The organism is Nonomuraea sp. MTCD27, from assembly GCF_041950495.1.
Taxonomy (GTDB): Bacteria; Actinomycetota; Actinomycetes; order Streptosporangiales; family Streptosporangiaceae; genus Nonomuraea.
Genome location: NZ_JBGNUW010000014.1, coordinates 301537 through 314659, shown reverse-complemented (window position 1 = coordinate 314659; position 13123 = coordinate 301537). Strand labels below are relative to the sequence as shown.

17 protein-coding genes are annotated in these 13123 nt (G+C 70.8%); 7 read left to right on the top strand and 10 right to left on the bottom strand.

Translation table 11 applies throughout. The annotated features are described in order from the left end of the window. Window positions 1–30 precede the first annotated feature (30 nt). Entirely contained in the window at window positions 31–378 is a 348-nt protein-coding gene (locus tag ACBJ59_RS36970) for a DUF2809 domain-containing protein (protein WP_375114828.1), read from the top strand. On the opposite strand, the gene ACBJ59_RS36965 is transcribed toward ACBJ59_RS36970, so the two are convergent. Further along, a complete protein-coding gene (locus tag ACBJ59_RS36965; protein WP_375114827.1) occupies window positions 375–1214 on the bottom strand; it encodes a helix-turn-helix transcriptional regulator in 840 nt (279 codons plus the stop codon). The genes ACBJ59_RS36970 and ACBJ59_RS36965 overlap by 4 nt on opposite strands. A gap of 101 nt (window positions 1215–1315) precedes the next feature. Between ACBJ59_RS36965 and ACBJ59_RS36960 the strand changes: the two genes are divergently transcribed. Next, entirely contained in the window at window positions 1316–2023 is a 708-nt protein-coding gene (locus ACBJ59_RS36960; protein ID WP_375114826.1) for an SDR family NAD(P)-dependent oxidoreductase, read from the top strand. Window positions 2024–2066: 43 nt separating this feature from the next. Here ACBJ59_RS36960 and ACBJ59_RS36955 read toward each other — a convergent pair whose 3' ends face one another. Further along, a complete protein-coding gene (locus ACBJ59_RS36955) occupies window positions 2067–2330 on the bottom strand; it encodes a heavy-metal-associated domain-containing protein (RefSeq protein WP_375114825.1) in 264 nt (87 codons plus the stop codon). Window positions 2331–2448: 118 nt separating this feature from the next. On the opposite strand from ACBJ59_RS36955, the gene ACBJ59_RS36950 reads away from it, so the two are divergent. Next, on the top strand, window positions 2449–2994 hold the full coding sequence (locus ACBJ59_RS36950; protein ID WP_375114824.1) for a type 1 glutamine amidotransferase domain-containing protein: 546 nt from the start codon (window positions 2449–2451) through the stop codon (window positions 2992–2994). Window positions 2995–3074: 80 nt separating this feature from the next. Here the strand turns inward: ACBJ59_RS36950 and ACBJ59_RS36945 are convergent, their stop codons facing one another. Continuing rightward, window positions 3075–3626, bottom strand: coding sequence for a TetR/AcrR family transcriptional regulator (locus ACBJ59_RS36945; protein WP_375114823.1), 552 nt, complete (start codon window positions 3624–3626; stop codon window positions 3075–3077). A 97-nt stretch (window positions 3627–3723) separates the two neighbouring features. Between ACBJ59_RS36945 and ACBJ59_RS36940 the strand changes: the two genes are divergently transcribed. Together ACBJ59_RS36940 and ACBJ59_RS36935 are read left to right on the top strand one after the other, a co-directional pair. Next, window positions 3724–4644, top strand: a complete 921-nt coding sequence (locus tag ACBJ59_RS36940) for a zinc-binding dehydrogenase (protein ID WP_375114822.1) — start codon at window positions 3724–3726, stop codon at window positions 4642–4644. Window positions 4645–4719: 75 nt separating this feature from the next. Continuing rightward, on the top strand, window positions 4720–6249 hold the full coding sequence (locus ACBJ59_RS36935; RefSeq protein ID WP_375114821.1) for an amino acid permease: 1530 nt from the start codon (window positions 4720–4722) through the stop codon (window positions 6247–6249). Window positions 6250–6306: 57 nt separating this feature from the next. On the opposite strand, the gene ACBJ59_RS36930 is transcribed toward ACBJ59_RS36935, so the two are convergent. From ACBJ59_RS36930 to ACBJ59_RS36920, 3 genes are all read right to left on the bottom strand, one after another. Continuing rightward, window positions 6307–7827, bottom strand: a complete 1521-nt coding sequence (locus tag ACBJ59_RS36930) for an alpha/beta fold hydrolase (protein WP_375114820.1) — start codon at window positions 7825–7827, stop codon at window positions 6307–6309. A 139-nt stretch (window positions 7828–7966) separates the two neighbouring features. Beyond that, window positions 7967–8650 (bottom strand): lipoyl(octanoyl) transferase LipB, encoded by a 684-nt coding sequence (lipB, locus tag ACBJ59_RS36925; protein ID WP_375114819.1) that lies wholly within the window; start codon window positions 8648–8650, stop codon window positions 7967–7969. 60 nt (window positions 8651–8710) lie between these two features. Then, on the bottom strand, window positions 8711–9091 hold the full coding sequence (locus ACBJ59_RS36920; protein ID WP_364127508.1) for a VOC family protein: 381 nt from the start codon (window positions 9089–9091) through the stop codon (window positions 8711–8713). A gap of 110 nt (window positions 9092–9201) precedes the next feature. Between ACBJ59_RS36920 and ACBJ59_RS36915 the strand changes: the two genes are divergently transcribed. Then, window positions 9202–9972 (top strand): hypothetical protein, encoded by a 771-nt coding sequence (locus ACBJ59_RS36915; RefSeq protein ID WP_375114818.1) that lies wholly within the window; start codon window positions 9202–9204, stop codon window positions 9970–9972. 55 nt (window positions 9973–10027) lie between these two features. Here ACBJ59_RS36915 and ACBJ59_RS36910 read toward each other — a convergent pair whose 3' ends face one another. The 4 genes from ACBJ59_RS36910 to ACBJ59_RS36895 form a co-directional block, all read right to left on the bottom strand. Further along, complete coding sequence (locus ACBJ59_RS36910) at window positions 10028–10411, bottom strand: hypothetical protein (RefSeq protein ID WP_375114817.1); 384 nt, start codon at window positions 10409–10411, stop codon at window positions 10028–10030. A 117-nt stretch (window positions 10412–10528) separates the two neighbouring features. Next, window positions 10529–10723, bottom strand: a complete 195-nt coding sequence (locus tag ACBJ59_RS36905; RefSeq protein WP_375114816.1) for a PspC domain-containing protein — start codon at window positions 10721–10723, stop codon at window positions 10529–10531. Between the two features lie 64 nt (window positions 10724–10787). Next, complete coding sequence (locus ACBJ59_RS36900) at window positions 10788–11294, bottom strand: HAD domain-containing protein (protein ID WP_375114815.1); 507 nt, start codon at window positions 11292–11294, stop codon at window positions 10788–10790. After that, the gene (locus ACBJ59_RS36895) at window positions 11291–12214 is read right to left on the bottom strand and encodes an AraC family transcriptional regulator (RefSeq protein WP_375114814.1); all 924 of its coding nucleotides are present in this window, start codon (window positions 12212–12214) and stop codon (window positions 11291–11293) included. Before ACBJ59_RS36895 ends, ACBJ59_RS36900 begins: the two co-directional genes overlap by 4 nt. Before the next feature lie 75 nt (window positions 12215–12289). Here ACBJ59_RS36895 and ACBJ59_RS36890 point away from each other — a divergent pair, with 75 nt between their 5' ends. Further along, window positions 12290–13099, top strand: coding sequence for an NmrA family transcriptional regulator (locus ACBJ59_RS36890; RefSeq protein WP_375114813.1), 810 nt, complete (start codon window positions 12290–12292; stop codon window positions 13097–13099). Window positions 13100–13123: the final 24 nt, after the last annotated feature.

Genomic DNA, 13123 nt, shown 5'->3' with positions numbered 1-13123 from the left:
TTTCAGTGCCCATGGCACTACTGTGACCTGGTGCCCCGTCCTCTCTCCGGCCTGACCGTCGTCGCGATCGTCGCGTGCGGGCTCGGGATCCGGGCGCTGTGGGACGGCCCCGTGCCCAAATACGCGGGCGACGCGCTCTACACGGCGATGATCTACGCCGTGGCGGTCTTCGCCGCGCCCCGGGTGCGGCCGTGGGTGGCCGCGGCGGTGTCGGCCGGGCTGAGCTGGGTGATCGAGTTCGCCCAGCTCGGGGAGATCCCGGAGGTGCTGCGGCCGCTGCTGGGCAGCACGTTCAACCCGCCGGACCTGCTGTGGTACGCCGTGGGTGCCGCCGCGTCCTGCGCCGCCCACCTGCTGTGGCTCAGGCGCCGGAGCTAGCCGACGAGCGTCTGCGTGCCGAGGACGGCGAGGAGCGCGAGCCGTTCGGCGTCCCGCGTGCCGGGCTCGGCCGTGTAGACCATGATGCGCAGATCGCTGCCGGCCACGCTCAGCACGTCGCAGTCCAGCGCCAGCGCCCCCACCTGCGGATGATCTATGACCTTGCGCGCGGCCTGCTGCCGGCCGACGACCCCCGCGTCCCACAGCTCGGCGAACCGGGCGCTGTCCGCCCGCAACCGGGCGATCATGCGGCGCAGCTGCCGGTCCGCCGGGTAACGGCCGGCGGTGTCGCGCAGGTCGGCGACCAGCCCGGCCTCGAACGCGCGGCGTTCCTCCGGCGTGTGCCGGACCCGGCTGCCCAGGCCGGCGAAGTTGCGCCACACGCCGTTGCGCTCGTTGCCGCGCCACCCGGACGGGTCGCCCATCAGCGCCGCGTACATCGGGTTGGCCAGGAGCAGCGTCCAGGCCGCGTCGTAGACCCCGACAGGCGTGCCGGACAGCCGGTCCAGCAGCCGCTGCACGCTCGGGGTGATGTACGCGGGCACCGTCTCCGGCCCCGGCGGCACCAGCCCGGCCACCCGGAACAGGTAGGCGCGCTCGTCCCCCGACAGCCGCAGCGCCCGCGCCAGAGCCTCGACGACCTGCGGCGACGGGTTGGCCGCCCGGCCCTGTTCGAGGCGGGTGACATAGTCGGCGGAGATCCCGGCCAGCAGCGCCAGCTCCTCGCGGCGCAGCCCGGCCGCGCGCCGGTGCCCGCCCGCCGGCAGCCCGGCCGACTCGGGCGCGACCCGGTCGCGCCAACGACGCACCGCCTGCCCGAACTCCCGCACCGCCATGCCACCAGTCTGCCCCGTCGACCGGCGTTCGTCCTGGTACCCGTGGTCCCAGGAAAACCGGACGAGTGGCTGGTCAGGCCGGTCGGCCGGAGGCTGGGCACATGACGACGACACTCATCACAGGTGCGAACAAGGGACTGGGCTTCGAGACCGCCCGCCGGCTCATCGCCGCGGGCCACACCGTCTACGTGGGCAGCAGGGACGCCGGACGCGGCCGCCTGGCCGCCGAGCGGCTGGGCGCGCGGGCGGTCCTCCTCGACGTCACCGACGACGCCTCCGTGGCCGCCGCGGCCAAGGCCGTCGAGGCGGACGGCGGGCTCGACGTGCTGGTCAACAACGCCGGCATCGAGGGCCGGACGGGGAGCGGCGGCGTGATCGGCGCCGCGGAGCTGACCGCCGACCGGATGCGGACGCTGTTCGAGACGAACGTCTTCGGCGTGGTGCGCGTCACGCACGCGTTCCTGCCCCTGCTGCGGCGCTCCGCCGCGCCCGTCGTGGTGAACGTCAGCAGCGGCCTGGGCTCGATGGCCCGGGTCACCGCCGCCGGCACGCCGACGTACGCGTATCCGGGGGTCGCCTACCCGGCGTCGAAGGTCGCGGTCAACATGCTGACCGTGCAGTACGCCAAGGCGTTCCCGGAGCTGCGGATCAACGCGGTCGAGCCCGGCTTCACCGCGACGGACCTGAACGGGAACACGGGCACGCAGACGGTCGAGGAGGGGGCCGAGATCATCGTCCGGATGGCCCTGATCGGCCCCGACGGCCCCACCGGCGGCTATTTCGACGCCGAGGGCCCGCTCCCCTGGTGACCCCGCACGGCCGGCCCGCGCCCGGGCCGGCCAGGGGCTCACCTCAGTGGCAGCCGCCCGTGCCGCAGCACGATCCGCCGGCCTGCGGGAGCAGGTCGACCTTGCCCCCCAGCTCGTAACCGGCCTCCACCACGGCGGCGTCGATCAACGCGACGTCGAGCGGCGCCGCGCTCGTCACGGTCACCGCCCCCGCCGCCAGATCCACCTCGACGCCGCTCACCCCGGCCACCTTGCCCACCTCAGCGGTCACCGCGCTGACGCAGTGGCCGCAGGTCATGCCCTCAACCTGGTACGTCGTGACGGTCATGGATCTCTCCTCACTCTCGGCTCCTTGACGGCACTATATACCCCCCCAGGGTAAATACGCATACTTCAGCCACCCTCGGAAAGAGGGGTGGAAACACGCAGCCCAAAGGGGAGTACACATGCTGGACGGCAAGACCATCGCTTTCCTGGTCGCCCCTGAAGGGGTCGAGCAGGTGGAGCTCACGGAACCCTGGAAGGCGGTCAAGCAGGCGGGCGGCACGCCCAAGCTCGTCTCCACCGCCTCCGGCCGGATCCAGGGGTTCAACCACCTGGACAAGGCCGACAAGTTCGCCGTCGACGAGACGGTGGCCAACGCGGAGGCCGCCTCGTTCGACGGCCTCGTCCTGCCCGGGGGCGTCGCCAATCCGGACTTCCTGCGGACGGTGCCGGAGGCCGTCCAGTTCGTCCGGGCCTTCTTCGACTCGGGCAAGCCGGTGGCCGCCATCTGCCACGCGCCCTGGACCCTGGTCGAGGCGGACGTCGTCCGCGGCCGTACCCTCACCTCCTGGCCCAGCCTCCAGACCGACCTGCGCAACGCCGGGGCGACCTGGGTGGACAAGGAGGTCGTGGTGTGCACGGACGGGCCGAACATGCTGGTCACCAGCCGTAAGCCGGACGACCTGAAGGCCTTCTGCCAGGCCGCCACCGACGCCTTCGGCGGCTGACCCGAGCGCTCGGGCCAGGGCTCAGCCCGGAGCTCAGGCCAGAGCTCAGGCGAAGGCCCGGACGAGGGCCAGACGAGGGCTCAGGCGAGGATGGCGCGGGCCAGCCCCCGAACCGAGGACTTGAGCCGTGCCACCCCGCCCTCGGCCATCACGTGCCGGGCCAGGTCCGCGTCGAACGACCCGAGCAGGGCGTGGGCGGCGAACTCCGCGTCCAGACCCGGCCCGGCCTGGGCGATCAGCGCCGTCACGTGCGCATGCCACCGCAGATAGGTGGGATCGCGGTACTTGTCCTCGGCGCACGCCCGCTCGTGCGCCGCGAAGAGCGCCAGATTGCGCTGCGCCAGCTCGGCCAGCTCGTCCAGGAAGGCGAGCAGCCGCTCCTCCGGCGGCGAGCCGGGCCCGAGCGCCGACCCCGGCGACTCGATGGCCTGTGCCAGCGCCGAGGCCCGCTCGGCGAGCAACTCCTGGAACAGCCCGGTCCGGCTGCCGAAGCGCCGGAAGAGCGTCCCCTTGCCGACCCCCGCCGCCGCGGCCACCCGGTCGAGCGAGATGTGCTCGGCGCCCCGGGAGGCCAGCAGCTCTTCCGTCGCACGCAGGATCGCCTCCCGGTTGCGGGTCGCATCCGATCTCACGCACACCCTCCTCGGTTGCAAGCGGACCGCCGGTCCTCATAGTATCCCGCCATCGAAGCGGACCGACAGTCCGCATGCTCGGAAGGTGGAGTGAGACATGCGCGCATTGGTGGCCGGCCCCGGAGCCAGGGGACGCCTGGCGGAGGTTCCCGAGCCCGTGCCCGGCACCGATCAGGCCCTGGTGGAGGTGCGCCACGTGGCCGTCAACCACAGCGAGCTCCGCCACATGGACCGGTTCCCGGCCGGCACGGTGCTCGGCTACGACGCCGCCGGGATCGTGATCCGCCCCGCCGAGGACGGCACGGGCCCGGGGGCGGGCGCCAGGGTGGCGGCGTTCGGGGCGGGGGCGTGGGCGGAGCGGGCGGCGTTCGGGACGGACTCGCTGGCCGTCGTACCCGCGGGGGTGAGCATGGTGGCGGCCGCCGCGCTGCCGATGGCCGGCATCACGGCCCTGCGCGCGCTGCGGGCGGCCGGCGTGGGTCCGGGCTCCCGCGTGCTGGTGACCGGCGCGTCCGGCGCGGTGGGACGGCTGGCCGTACGGCTCGCCGCCCTGGCGGGCGCGTACGTCATCGCCTCCACCCGGCGCCCGGCCCCCGCCTGGGAGGGCCTCGTGGAGCCGGTGACCGGCCTCGACGGCATCGACCCCGTGGACGCGGTCATCGAGCTCGTGGGCGGCCCTACGCTGGTGGCCGCGTGGGGCCTGCTGAAGCCCGGCGGCAACCTCCAGAGCATCGGCTGGGCGGCCGGGCAGGCGGCCGTCTTCCCGCCGGACTCCACCTTCTCGCTCGGCACGGCGAGGTCCCTGCACTCCTTCGGCGACGTCGCCGCCCCCGCCGCCGACCTCGCCCACCTCCTCGGCCTGATGGCCGCCGGCGAGTTGTCCGTAGAGGTCGGCTGGCACGGATCCTGGGAACGCCTGGAGGAGGCCCGAGCGGCCCAGCTCGACCCCGCGACCACCGGCAAGATCACCCTGGCGGTCGGCCACCACCGGGCTGACGAGATCGAAACCCTCGTGTAACGCCTTGTCCCCTGGCGCGAAATGGTCTAGACGTAGACCAAAAGGAGCGTCCTCCACGCCCCCAGGGAGACCTCAATGACCACTGAAGAGGATTCCAGGCGACTCGCCGAGCTCGGCTACAAGCAGGAGCTGGCCCGCACCTGGAGCGGTTTCTCGAACTTCGCCATCTCCTTCTCGATCATCTCCATCCTCGCCGGCTGCTTCACCACCTTCGGACAAGCCTGGAACAACGGCGGCCCCATCGCCATCTCCTGGGGCTGGCCGCTGATCTCCCTGTTCATCCTGATCATCGGCTTCTGCATGTCGGAGCTGGTGTCGGCGTATCCGACGGCGGGCGGCATCTACTGGTGGGCCGCCAAGCTGGGCAAGCCGATCCACGGCTGGTTCACCGGCTGGCTCAACCTGATCGGCCTCATCGCCGTCACCGCGTCCGTCGACTACGGCTGCGCGACCTTCCTCAACATCACCCTCAACCGGCTGACCGGCGGCGCGTGGGAGGCCACTCTCCCGCAGGCGTTCCTGCTGTTCGTGATCATCCTGGCGCTGCACGCCCTGATCAACATCTACAGCCACAAGCTGATCTCGCTGCTGCAGAACATCTCGGTCTGGTGGCATGTGGCCGGCGCCGCGATCGTGGTCGCCATCCTGATCTTCGCCCCGGAGAACCACCAGTCCGCGAGCTTCGTCTTCTTCGGCACCAACAACAACTCCGGCTTCGGCGACGGCTCGGACGGGCTGCCCTTCTGGCTGTACGTGCTGCCGCTCGGCTTCCTGCTCACCCAGTACACGATCACCGGCTTCGACGCCTGTGCCCACGTGTCGGAGGAGACGCAGGGCGCGGCGAAGAGCGCGGCGCGCGGCCTGTGGCAGTCGATCTTCTACTCGGCCATCGGCGGATGGATCCTGCTGCTGGCCTTCCTGTTCGCCGCCACGAACGTGGACGAGATCAACAAACAGGGCGGATTCGTCGGCGCCATCTTCGAGACCGCGCTCTCGTCCCCGCTGGCCACGGCGATCTTCGCGATCTCCACGATCGGCCAGTTCTTCTGCGGGATGAGCTGCGTGACGTCGATGTCGCGGATGACGTACGCGTTCTCGCGCGACGGGGCGGTGCCCGGCTGGCGGCTCTGGTCCAGGGTGGACCGCAACCGCACCCCGGTGAACGCGATCATCGCCGGCTGCGTCGCGGCCGCGCTGATCACCCTGCCCGCGCTCTACGCCCCTCCCGGCCTGACCACGCCGGTCGCGTTCTACGCCGTCGTGTCGATCGCGGTCATCGGGCTCTACCTGGCGTTCCTCATCCCGATCTGGCTCCGGCTGCGCATGGGCGACGCGTTCCAGCCCGGCCCGTGGACGCTCGGGAAGAAGTACAAGGCCCTGTGCTGGATCGCCTGCGTCGAGATCGTGATCGTGTCGATCTACTTCATCATGCCGTTCTCGCCGGCCGGCGTGCCGGGCAACGCGGACTTCGCCTGGACGTCGGTCAACTACGCGCCCATCGCGGTGGGTGTGGTGCTGATCGGGATCGCCCTGTGGTGGGCGCTGTCGGCCCGGCACTGGTTCACGGGTCCCCGCCGCACGATCGACGAGGTCCCCGCCAAGTAGGAGCTGATAGGTGCAAAGCCGTGGGTACGGCCCGGGCGGGCCGTACCCACGAGCAGGTCAGGCCGGAACGCCCCAGCTGAGCCGGTCCGTCGGCCACGTGCGCTGCGGCTGGCGCTTGAGCAGGCTCTCCTCAGGCGTGCCCACGGCGCAGCGGGTGCCGTGCGGGGGCACCTTCAGCGAGATGAGGTACTCGTCGATGATGTCCGTCTGGCACTTGTCCTTGCCGTAGATGCGGTGCCCCCAGCCCTCGTACGTGAGCAGCACCGCCTTGGAGCCGAGCTGGCGGGCCGCGTTGGCCGACCAGATCCACGGCGTGGCGGGGTCGTGCAGCGAGTTCCCGAGCAGCAGCGGGGCGTCGCCGGTGTACTTCAGCGAGTGCGGCGGGTTGGTGGTCGGGTAGTTCATGCAGATCGGCAGGTCGTCGATCGGGTACGGGTGGTACCGCGTGTCGGGCGCGAGCCGGTTGGAGACGTGCATGAGCGCGGCGTACTCCGTGTAGTTGCGCAACCGGAGGTTGTAGTCCTGGCAGAGGATCGCGGTCGGCAGGTACGCGACGTCCCCCTCCACCGGGCCACGACCGGGCAGCGGCGGCACCCAGTCCGGCGGCTCCCCGCCGGCCAGCCAGTTGATCGTCTGGCTCAGCGTGTGCCAGTCGGGCCCCTCGTTGCCCAGCGCGGCGTTGTAGATGACCTGCAGCTCGGTCATCTTCTGGCCCGTGCTCGGGTAGGTCAGCTCACCGCGGCGGGCCTTGTCCAGCAGGTCCTTCCAGATCGCGCGGATGTCGCGGCCGTGCAGGACACAGCTGGGGTCCTGGTCGCACCAGCCGACGAACTGGTCGAACGCGTCCTCGACGGCGAGCGCCTCCGTGGCGAGGAAGCCCTCGACACCGAGGCTGTGGTCCATGTTGCTGTCGAGCGCGAGTGCCCGGACGCGGCGCGGGAACAGCTCGGCGTACATCTGCCCGATCAGGGTGCCGTACGAGATGCCGTAGAACGTGAGCTTCTCCTCGCCGAGGGCGGCGCGGAGGGCGTCCATGTCACGTGCGACGTCGACGGAGTCGACGTGGTCGTACAGAGCACCGGTACGGGCCCGGCAGTCCGCGTGCAGCTTCTTCGTGAAGGCGTTCCAGGCGTCGAAGTCGGCCTGGCTCTTCATGACGGTGTGCGGCATCTGGTTGTAGACGGACGCCGAGCAGATCACCGGATTGCTGCGACCGACACCCCGGGGGTCGAAGCCGACGATGTCGAAGCGCCGCTGGAGCTCCTCGGTGTAGGAGCCGGGGGCGCCGTAGACGGCCTCCACCCCTGACCCGCCCGGCCCCCCGGGGTTGATCACCAGAGATCCGACCCGCGCCGCGGGGTCGGTGGCCTTGCGCCGGGCCACGGCGATGTCGACCTTCGGCCCGTCCGGCTTGGACCAGTCGATCGGGACGGTCAGCTTGCCGCACTCGGCGCTGGGCTCCTCCTCACAGGGCGCCCAGGCGATGCTCTCCGTGCTCTCCGTGGTCGTGCCGGTGGCCGCATTGGCCGCCGAAATCGGTAACGCTGTCGCCAGCGCCAGGAGAGCGGCGGCGAGCATGGAAACTCTTCTTCGCACAATGCTCCAATCTTCAGTCGATCCCCCCGTCGGGGCGTGTGACCAAAGCGGATCATTGCGTATTTCGGCGGATGGGCAGGAAGGAATGACAATATTTCCTCCCTGAGGATGACCTCGGCCGTCAGGTCGCCTCGAACGCCTCCGCGGCGGCGGCCCGCACGTCGTCCATGGTGACAGCGCCCATGGTGGCGGCGTCGGTGGCGGCGTCCTGCGTGGCGGCGGTGGCGCCCAGCTCGCGCTTGAGCGAGGTCATGTCCACGTCCGGCATCCCGCAGGCGACGGCCCAGTCCCACGGCGTCAGGTCGCCGTCGACGTTGAGCGCGAACCCGTGGCTGGTGACCCCCCGGCTCTGCCGCATCCCGATCGAGACGATCTTGCGCCCGGTCTCGGCCGTCCAGACGCCGGTCAGCAACTCGGACCCCGGCGGCGTGTCGCGGCGCTCGGCCGGCAGGCCCAGCTTGCCCAGCGCCGCCACCAGCCGCAGCTCCACCTCGCGCACGTAGTCGACGATGCCCTCGCCCTCGTCGAGCTTGACGATGAGGTAGCCGACGAGCTGGCCGGGCCCGTGGTAGGTGAGCTGGCCGCCGCGACCGGTCTCGACGACGGGGATGCCGCGGCCCGGGTCAGGCAGGTGGGAGACCGGGGTGCGGCGCCCGATCGTGTAGACGGACGGGTGGCTCAGCAGCCAGAGCGTGTCCGGCCGCTCGTCCCGTTGGCGCTGCCCGACCATGTCGGTCATGCGCTCCATCGCCTTGTCGTAGTCGACGAGCTCATCCTGGATGAGCGTCAGCGGCCTAGCCCTCATGTCTCGAGGATATGCCGGGTCCCGGACCCGGGAGCACGGCCCCCGGACCCCTCGGTGGCCTCAGTAGGTGGAGACCTCGATGAGGTTGCCGTCGGGGTCGCGGAAGTAGACCGACGTGATCGTGCCCTGCGCCCCCGTACGCGGGACCGGGCCCTCCTCGACCGGTACGCCGCAGGTCTCGAGGTGCCGCACGACCTCCTCGATCGGGACGGCGCTGATCAGGCAGAGATCGGCGGATCCGGGCGTGGGACGGGCCGCCTTCGGGTCGATCTCCGCACCCGCCCGATGCAGGTTGATCTTCTGGACGCCGAAGCGCAGGGCGTGGCGGCCGCCCTCGAACGCCACCGGCTCCATGCCGAGGACCCGGCTGTAGAAGGCCATGGTGCCGTCGATGTCGGTCACGGTGAGGACCAGGTGGTCGAGATGGTCGATCCGAATCACCCGCCCAATCTACGAGCCCGGGGGGACGGCCGCGCCGGGAGGCGGGGAGGAGAGGAGTGAACCGACAGGCGGGCGAATGGCGTCCAAGGCGGTGTGAGACCCACGGCTGGGTGCCGGCCCCGTCCGGCCTCGACGGCGCCGCGGACTCGCTGGTGCCCGGCAGCCCGGTCAGCGCGCTGATCTGCGCATATCCGGGAAACACCCGGTCGGGCGGGCTGGCCGGATCGCGGACCCTGACCGGCCAGGCCAGGGCGATGGCCCATGACCTGGGCTACCTTCCGGTCGGCACCGACGGCGCCGAGATCGCGTGCACGCTGATGGCCGGACCGGCGACGAACTACCTCGTCCGGTTCGCCTACCCCGACGGCCGGGGGTTGTGGCTGGGCAGCGCCGAGGAGGTGAACTCCTGCGTGACGACCACGAACGGCACGGCACTCAGCCACGTGTACGTCGGCGACAGCCTCACCGCCGCCTACCGTACGGGGACGTGGCGCCTCGACCAGCCCGAGCGGCCCTGCCCGGGCTCGCTCGGCCGGCGCGGGCAGGACGCGCGGATGGTGCCCGAAGGACCGGTCAAGGTCGTGGTGTGCCGGATCGGCCGGCACGACGAGCCGGCCCGGCGGACGGAGTACGGGGCGAAGCAGGCCCATGAGCTGGCGGCGGCGCTGAACTCGGTGGCCGCCGGGCCGAGCCGGAACGCCTGCCACCCGCTCCGCGGGGTGGGCGGCGGCCGGTTCGAGGTGCTCTTCGGCTATGCGGACGGCCCCCCGGCCTCCGTCCGCGTCACCACCGCCTGCCGGCCCTCCGCGAACAACGGGCTGCTCGAAGGCCATCTGGACGACACCGTCCGCGACCGGGTGGCGCAGCTCGCGCCACCATGACAATGGCGCGCCCGCGGAAATCCGCGAACACGCCATCATTCACCGCCGGAGCTTTCTACGCCCTGCCCCATTTACGTTCGGAGCAGCGGTCCAGACCCCGGTAGGCGACGCAGACCTTGATTCCGATGTAGGTCTTCTCCGGCGGGTCGAAGGTGTGGAACCAGCGCGTCCCGCACGACTTGTTCCAGTAGTGCCGCACCTTGCCGTATCCGTAGACGTGCAGGACCACGGCCCGCCGGTCGTTGCAGCTCTTGTCCCAGAGCTGGAAACGGTCCCCGTTGTGGTGGAAGGCGCCATAAGCTCCCCCGACCTCCGCGCTGACGTTCTTTCCGGCCGACTCGGCGGCCCAGGCGGGCCCGGCCGCGGCCGTCAGCGGCATCCCGCTCGCCGCCAGTACGGCCAGGCTCATCGTCATTCTTCTGGCGATTCTCCTGGACATTTCCTCTCCTGTCCCCGTTTGCTGGTACAGAAGAGCTTTGTCCAATGAGGCCGGAACGTCATTGATGACCCGTGCACATGGGTTTGCGACCGGTGCACGGACCATTCCCCCCAGCGATTATGCGGCCGTCCGGTAGCCCTTCGGCTCTTCCGGGATGAGGATCCACATCACGACGTAGACCACCCAGAGCGGCCCCGGAATGAGCGACAGCAGCAACCAGAGGATCCGTACGAGGGTGGGCGGCAGCCCCATCTTGTCGGCGAGACCGCCGCAGACGCCGGCCAGGATCCTGTGCTCTCGTGAGCGGTACATGCTGTTCCTCCGTGTGGTTTTTCGACCTGTCTGGAGAACGGATGGCCGGCTCCAGGGACTCCCGTCAGGAACCCTGAGAAAACCCTGTAAGGGTCAGCCACTCATGTGCCATGCCCAGATGTCGGCTGGTCAGTCCATGCCTGGGGTCCACATGGATGAGCAGGAAATCGTCGAGCCCCTGATGCACCCTGAGGTATTCCTCGTCCTCCGCCCACACCTGGTCGTCGAACCAGACGAACGGCCGCCGCCCCGCGTACTCCGCCACGTGCCGCGTCTTGAACATCTCCCCGTGCTCGCTCGGCGTGTCCGGGCTCATGGAGATCACGGGAAGCGAGGGCAGGCCGATCCTGGGCGCGATCCAGTCGTTGGCGTGGTGCTCCCAGGTGGTGGCCCAGACCAGCTCGGAGCCGGTGGTCAGGGCCAGGTCGAGCAGCCGGCGGCCGTGCCGGGGGTTCAGGTGCACGGTGTAGACGTCGGTGCCGACCGTGCACCTGTACCGCCGGAAGTCCGGGGTCGGCCGGCCCATCGGGTTGAGCACGCCGTCCACGTCGAGCAGGAGCAGGGGTTTCACCTGACGGCTCCGACGCCCCGATACTCCTGCGGGCTGATGCCCCGTACCCGCTTGAAGGCCGCGCTGAGCGCGAACGGGCTGCCGTAGCCGACCTTCCTGGCCACGGAACCGATCGTGGCGTCGGGCTCGCGCAGCAGGTCGGCGGCCAGCGCCAGCCGCCAGTCGGTGAGGAAGGCCATCGGCGGCTCGCCCACCAGCTCGGTGAAGCGCCTGGCCAGCGAGGCCCTGGACACGCCCACCTCGGCGGCCAGCGTGGCGACCGTCCACGGGTGGGCGGGGTTGTTGTGCAGCATGCGCATGGCCTTGCCCACCACGGGGTCGCTCATCGCGCGATACCAGGCGGGCGCCTCGTGCGTGGCGAAGTGCGCCCGCAGCACCGCGATGAGCAGCAGGTCCAGCAGCCGGTCGAGGACCGCCTCCTGGCCCGGCTCATCCTTGACGATCTCCGCGCCGAGCAGCGAGATGATCGGGTCGCCCGGCTGCACGATCAGCTGGGGCAGCGCTTCGAGCAGCCGCCTGCTGACCTCGCCCTCCAGGTTGTAGGTGCCGGTGAGCAGCACGGTGCCGCCCTCCGGGTCGTTGCCCCAGGTCCGCACGCCCAGGTCCATGGCCTGGTAGAGGGACACGCCGTCGAGCGTGGTGCAGTGCTGGCCGGGGTGGATGACGATCTGCGGCTCGGTGCGGGGGTCGTCGGCCACGGTGTACGGCTCCGGCCCCCGCGCGATCGCCACCTGGCCCGGCTCCAGGTGCACGGGCTCGCCCCCGTCGAACGTGATCCACGACTCGCCCCGGACCTGCGCCATCACCGACAGCGGGGCCTCGTCCTGGATGCGCAACGACCAGGGCGGATCCAGGATCGAGCGGAGCAGGAAGGCGCCGCGCGCTCTCGGGCCGTCGAGTAGCGCCGCGAGCTGGTCCATGGGCTAGACGATCGCATATGGGATTGCGCTTCTCAACCATGGAGAGTCTTATCGGTATGGGGACTTACTAGATGCATGACGATTTTGGTGCTCGGCGGCACCGGTAAGACCGGCCGCCGCATAGCTGACCGGCTCACCGCGCTCGACCTGCCCGTACGGATCGGGTCCCGCTCCGGCACGCCGGCCTTCGAGTGGCAGGACCGCTCCACCTGGCCCGCCGCTCTCGACGGCGTCACGAGCGTCTACCTGTCCTACTACCCCGACCTCGCCTTCCCCGGCGCGTACGACGACATCAAGGCGTTCACGGAGCTCGCCGTGCGCACCGGCACGCGGCGGCTGGTCCTGCTGTCCGGGCGGGGCGAGCCGGAGGCGCAGGCCAGCGAGCGGACCGTCCAGGAGTCGGGCGCCGAGTGGACGGTGCTGCGCTGCAGCTGGTTCATGCAGAACTTCAGCGAGGACTTCCTGCTCGGCGCGGTCCTCGACGGCGTCATCGCGCTGCCCGCCACGGACGTCCCCGAGCCGTTCCTGGACGTCGAGGACATCGTCGACATCGCCGTGGCGGCGCTCACCCAGGAGGGGCACGCGGGCCGGCTGTACGAGCTGACGGGGCCACGGCTGCTGACGTTCGCGCAGGTGGCCGCCGAGCTGTCCGCGGCCACCGGCAGGGAGATCACGTTCGTCCCCGTCACGACCGACGAGTACATCGCCTCGGCGGTGTCGCACGGGGTCACGCCCGAGGAGGCGGCGGGCCTGAGCCATCTGTTCACCGAGATTTTGGACGGCCGCAACGCGAGCATCACCGACGGCGTGCACCAGGCGCTCGGCCGCCCGGCCCGCGACTTCGCCGACTTCGCCCGGGCCAACGCCCAGGTCTGGAAGCGCTAGCCCCTGGCCCCGCGAGAACACCTG

Bases quoted from the DNA above. Each gene is read 5' to 3' on its own strand.
- ACBJ59_RS36950 (WP_375114824.1), top strand. From the start codon at position 2,449: ATGCTGGACGGCAAGACCATCGCTTTCCTGGTCGCCCCTGAAGGGGTC.
- ACBJ59_RS36935 (WP_375114821.1), top strand. From the start codon at position 4,720: ATGACCACTGAAGAGGATTCCAGGCGACTCGCCGAGCTCGGCTACAAG.
- ACBJ59_RS36940 (WP_375114822.1), top strand. From the start codon at position 3,724: ATGCGCGCATTGGTGGCCGGCCCCGGAGCCAGGGGACGCCTGGCGGAG.
- ACBJ59_RS36960 (WP_375114826.1), top strand. From the start codon at position 1,316: ATGACGACGACACTCATCACAGGTGCGAACAAGGGACTGGGCTTCGAG.
- ACBJ59_RS36955 (WP_375114825.1), bottom strand. From the start codon at position 2,330: ATGACCGTCACGACGTACCAGGTTGAGGGCATGACCTGCGGCCACTGC.
- ACBJ59_RS36965 (WP_375114827.1), bottom strand. From the start codon at position 1,214: ATGGCGGTGCGGGAGTTCGGGCAGGCGGTGCGTCGTTGGCGCGACCGG.
- ACBJ59_RS36930 (WP_375114820.1), bottom strand. From the start codon at position 7,827: ATGCTCGCCGCCGCTCTCCTGGCGCTGGCGACAGCGTTACCGATTTCG.
- ACBJ59_RS36910 (WP_375114817.1), bottom strand. From the start codon at position 10,411: ATGTCCAGGAGAATCGCCAGAAGAATGACGATGAGCCTGGCCGTACTG.
- lipB (WP_375114819.1), bottom strand. From the start codon at position 8,650: ATGAGGGCTAGGCCGCTGACGCTCATCCAGGATGAGCTCGTCGACTAC.
- ACBJ59_RS36905 (WP_375114816.1), bottom strand. From the start codon at position 10,723: ATGTACCGCTCACGAGAGCACAGGATCCTGGCCGGCGTCTGCGGCGGT.
- ACBJ59_RS36895 (WP_375114814.1), bottom strand. From the start codon at position 12,214: ATGGACCAGCTCGCGGCGCTACTCGACGGCCCGAGAGCGCGCGGCGCC.
- ACBJ59_RS36890 (WP_375114813.1), top strand. From the start codon at position 12,290: ATGACGATTTTGGTGCTCGGCGGCACCGGTAAGACCGGCCGCCGCATA.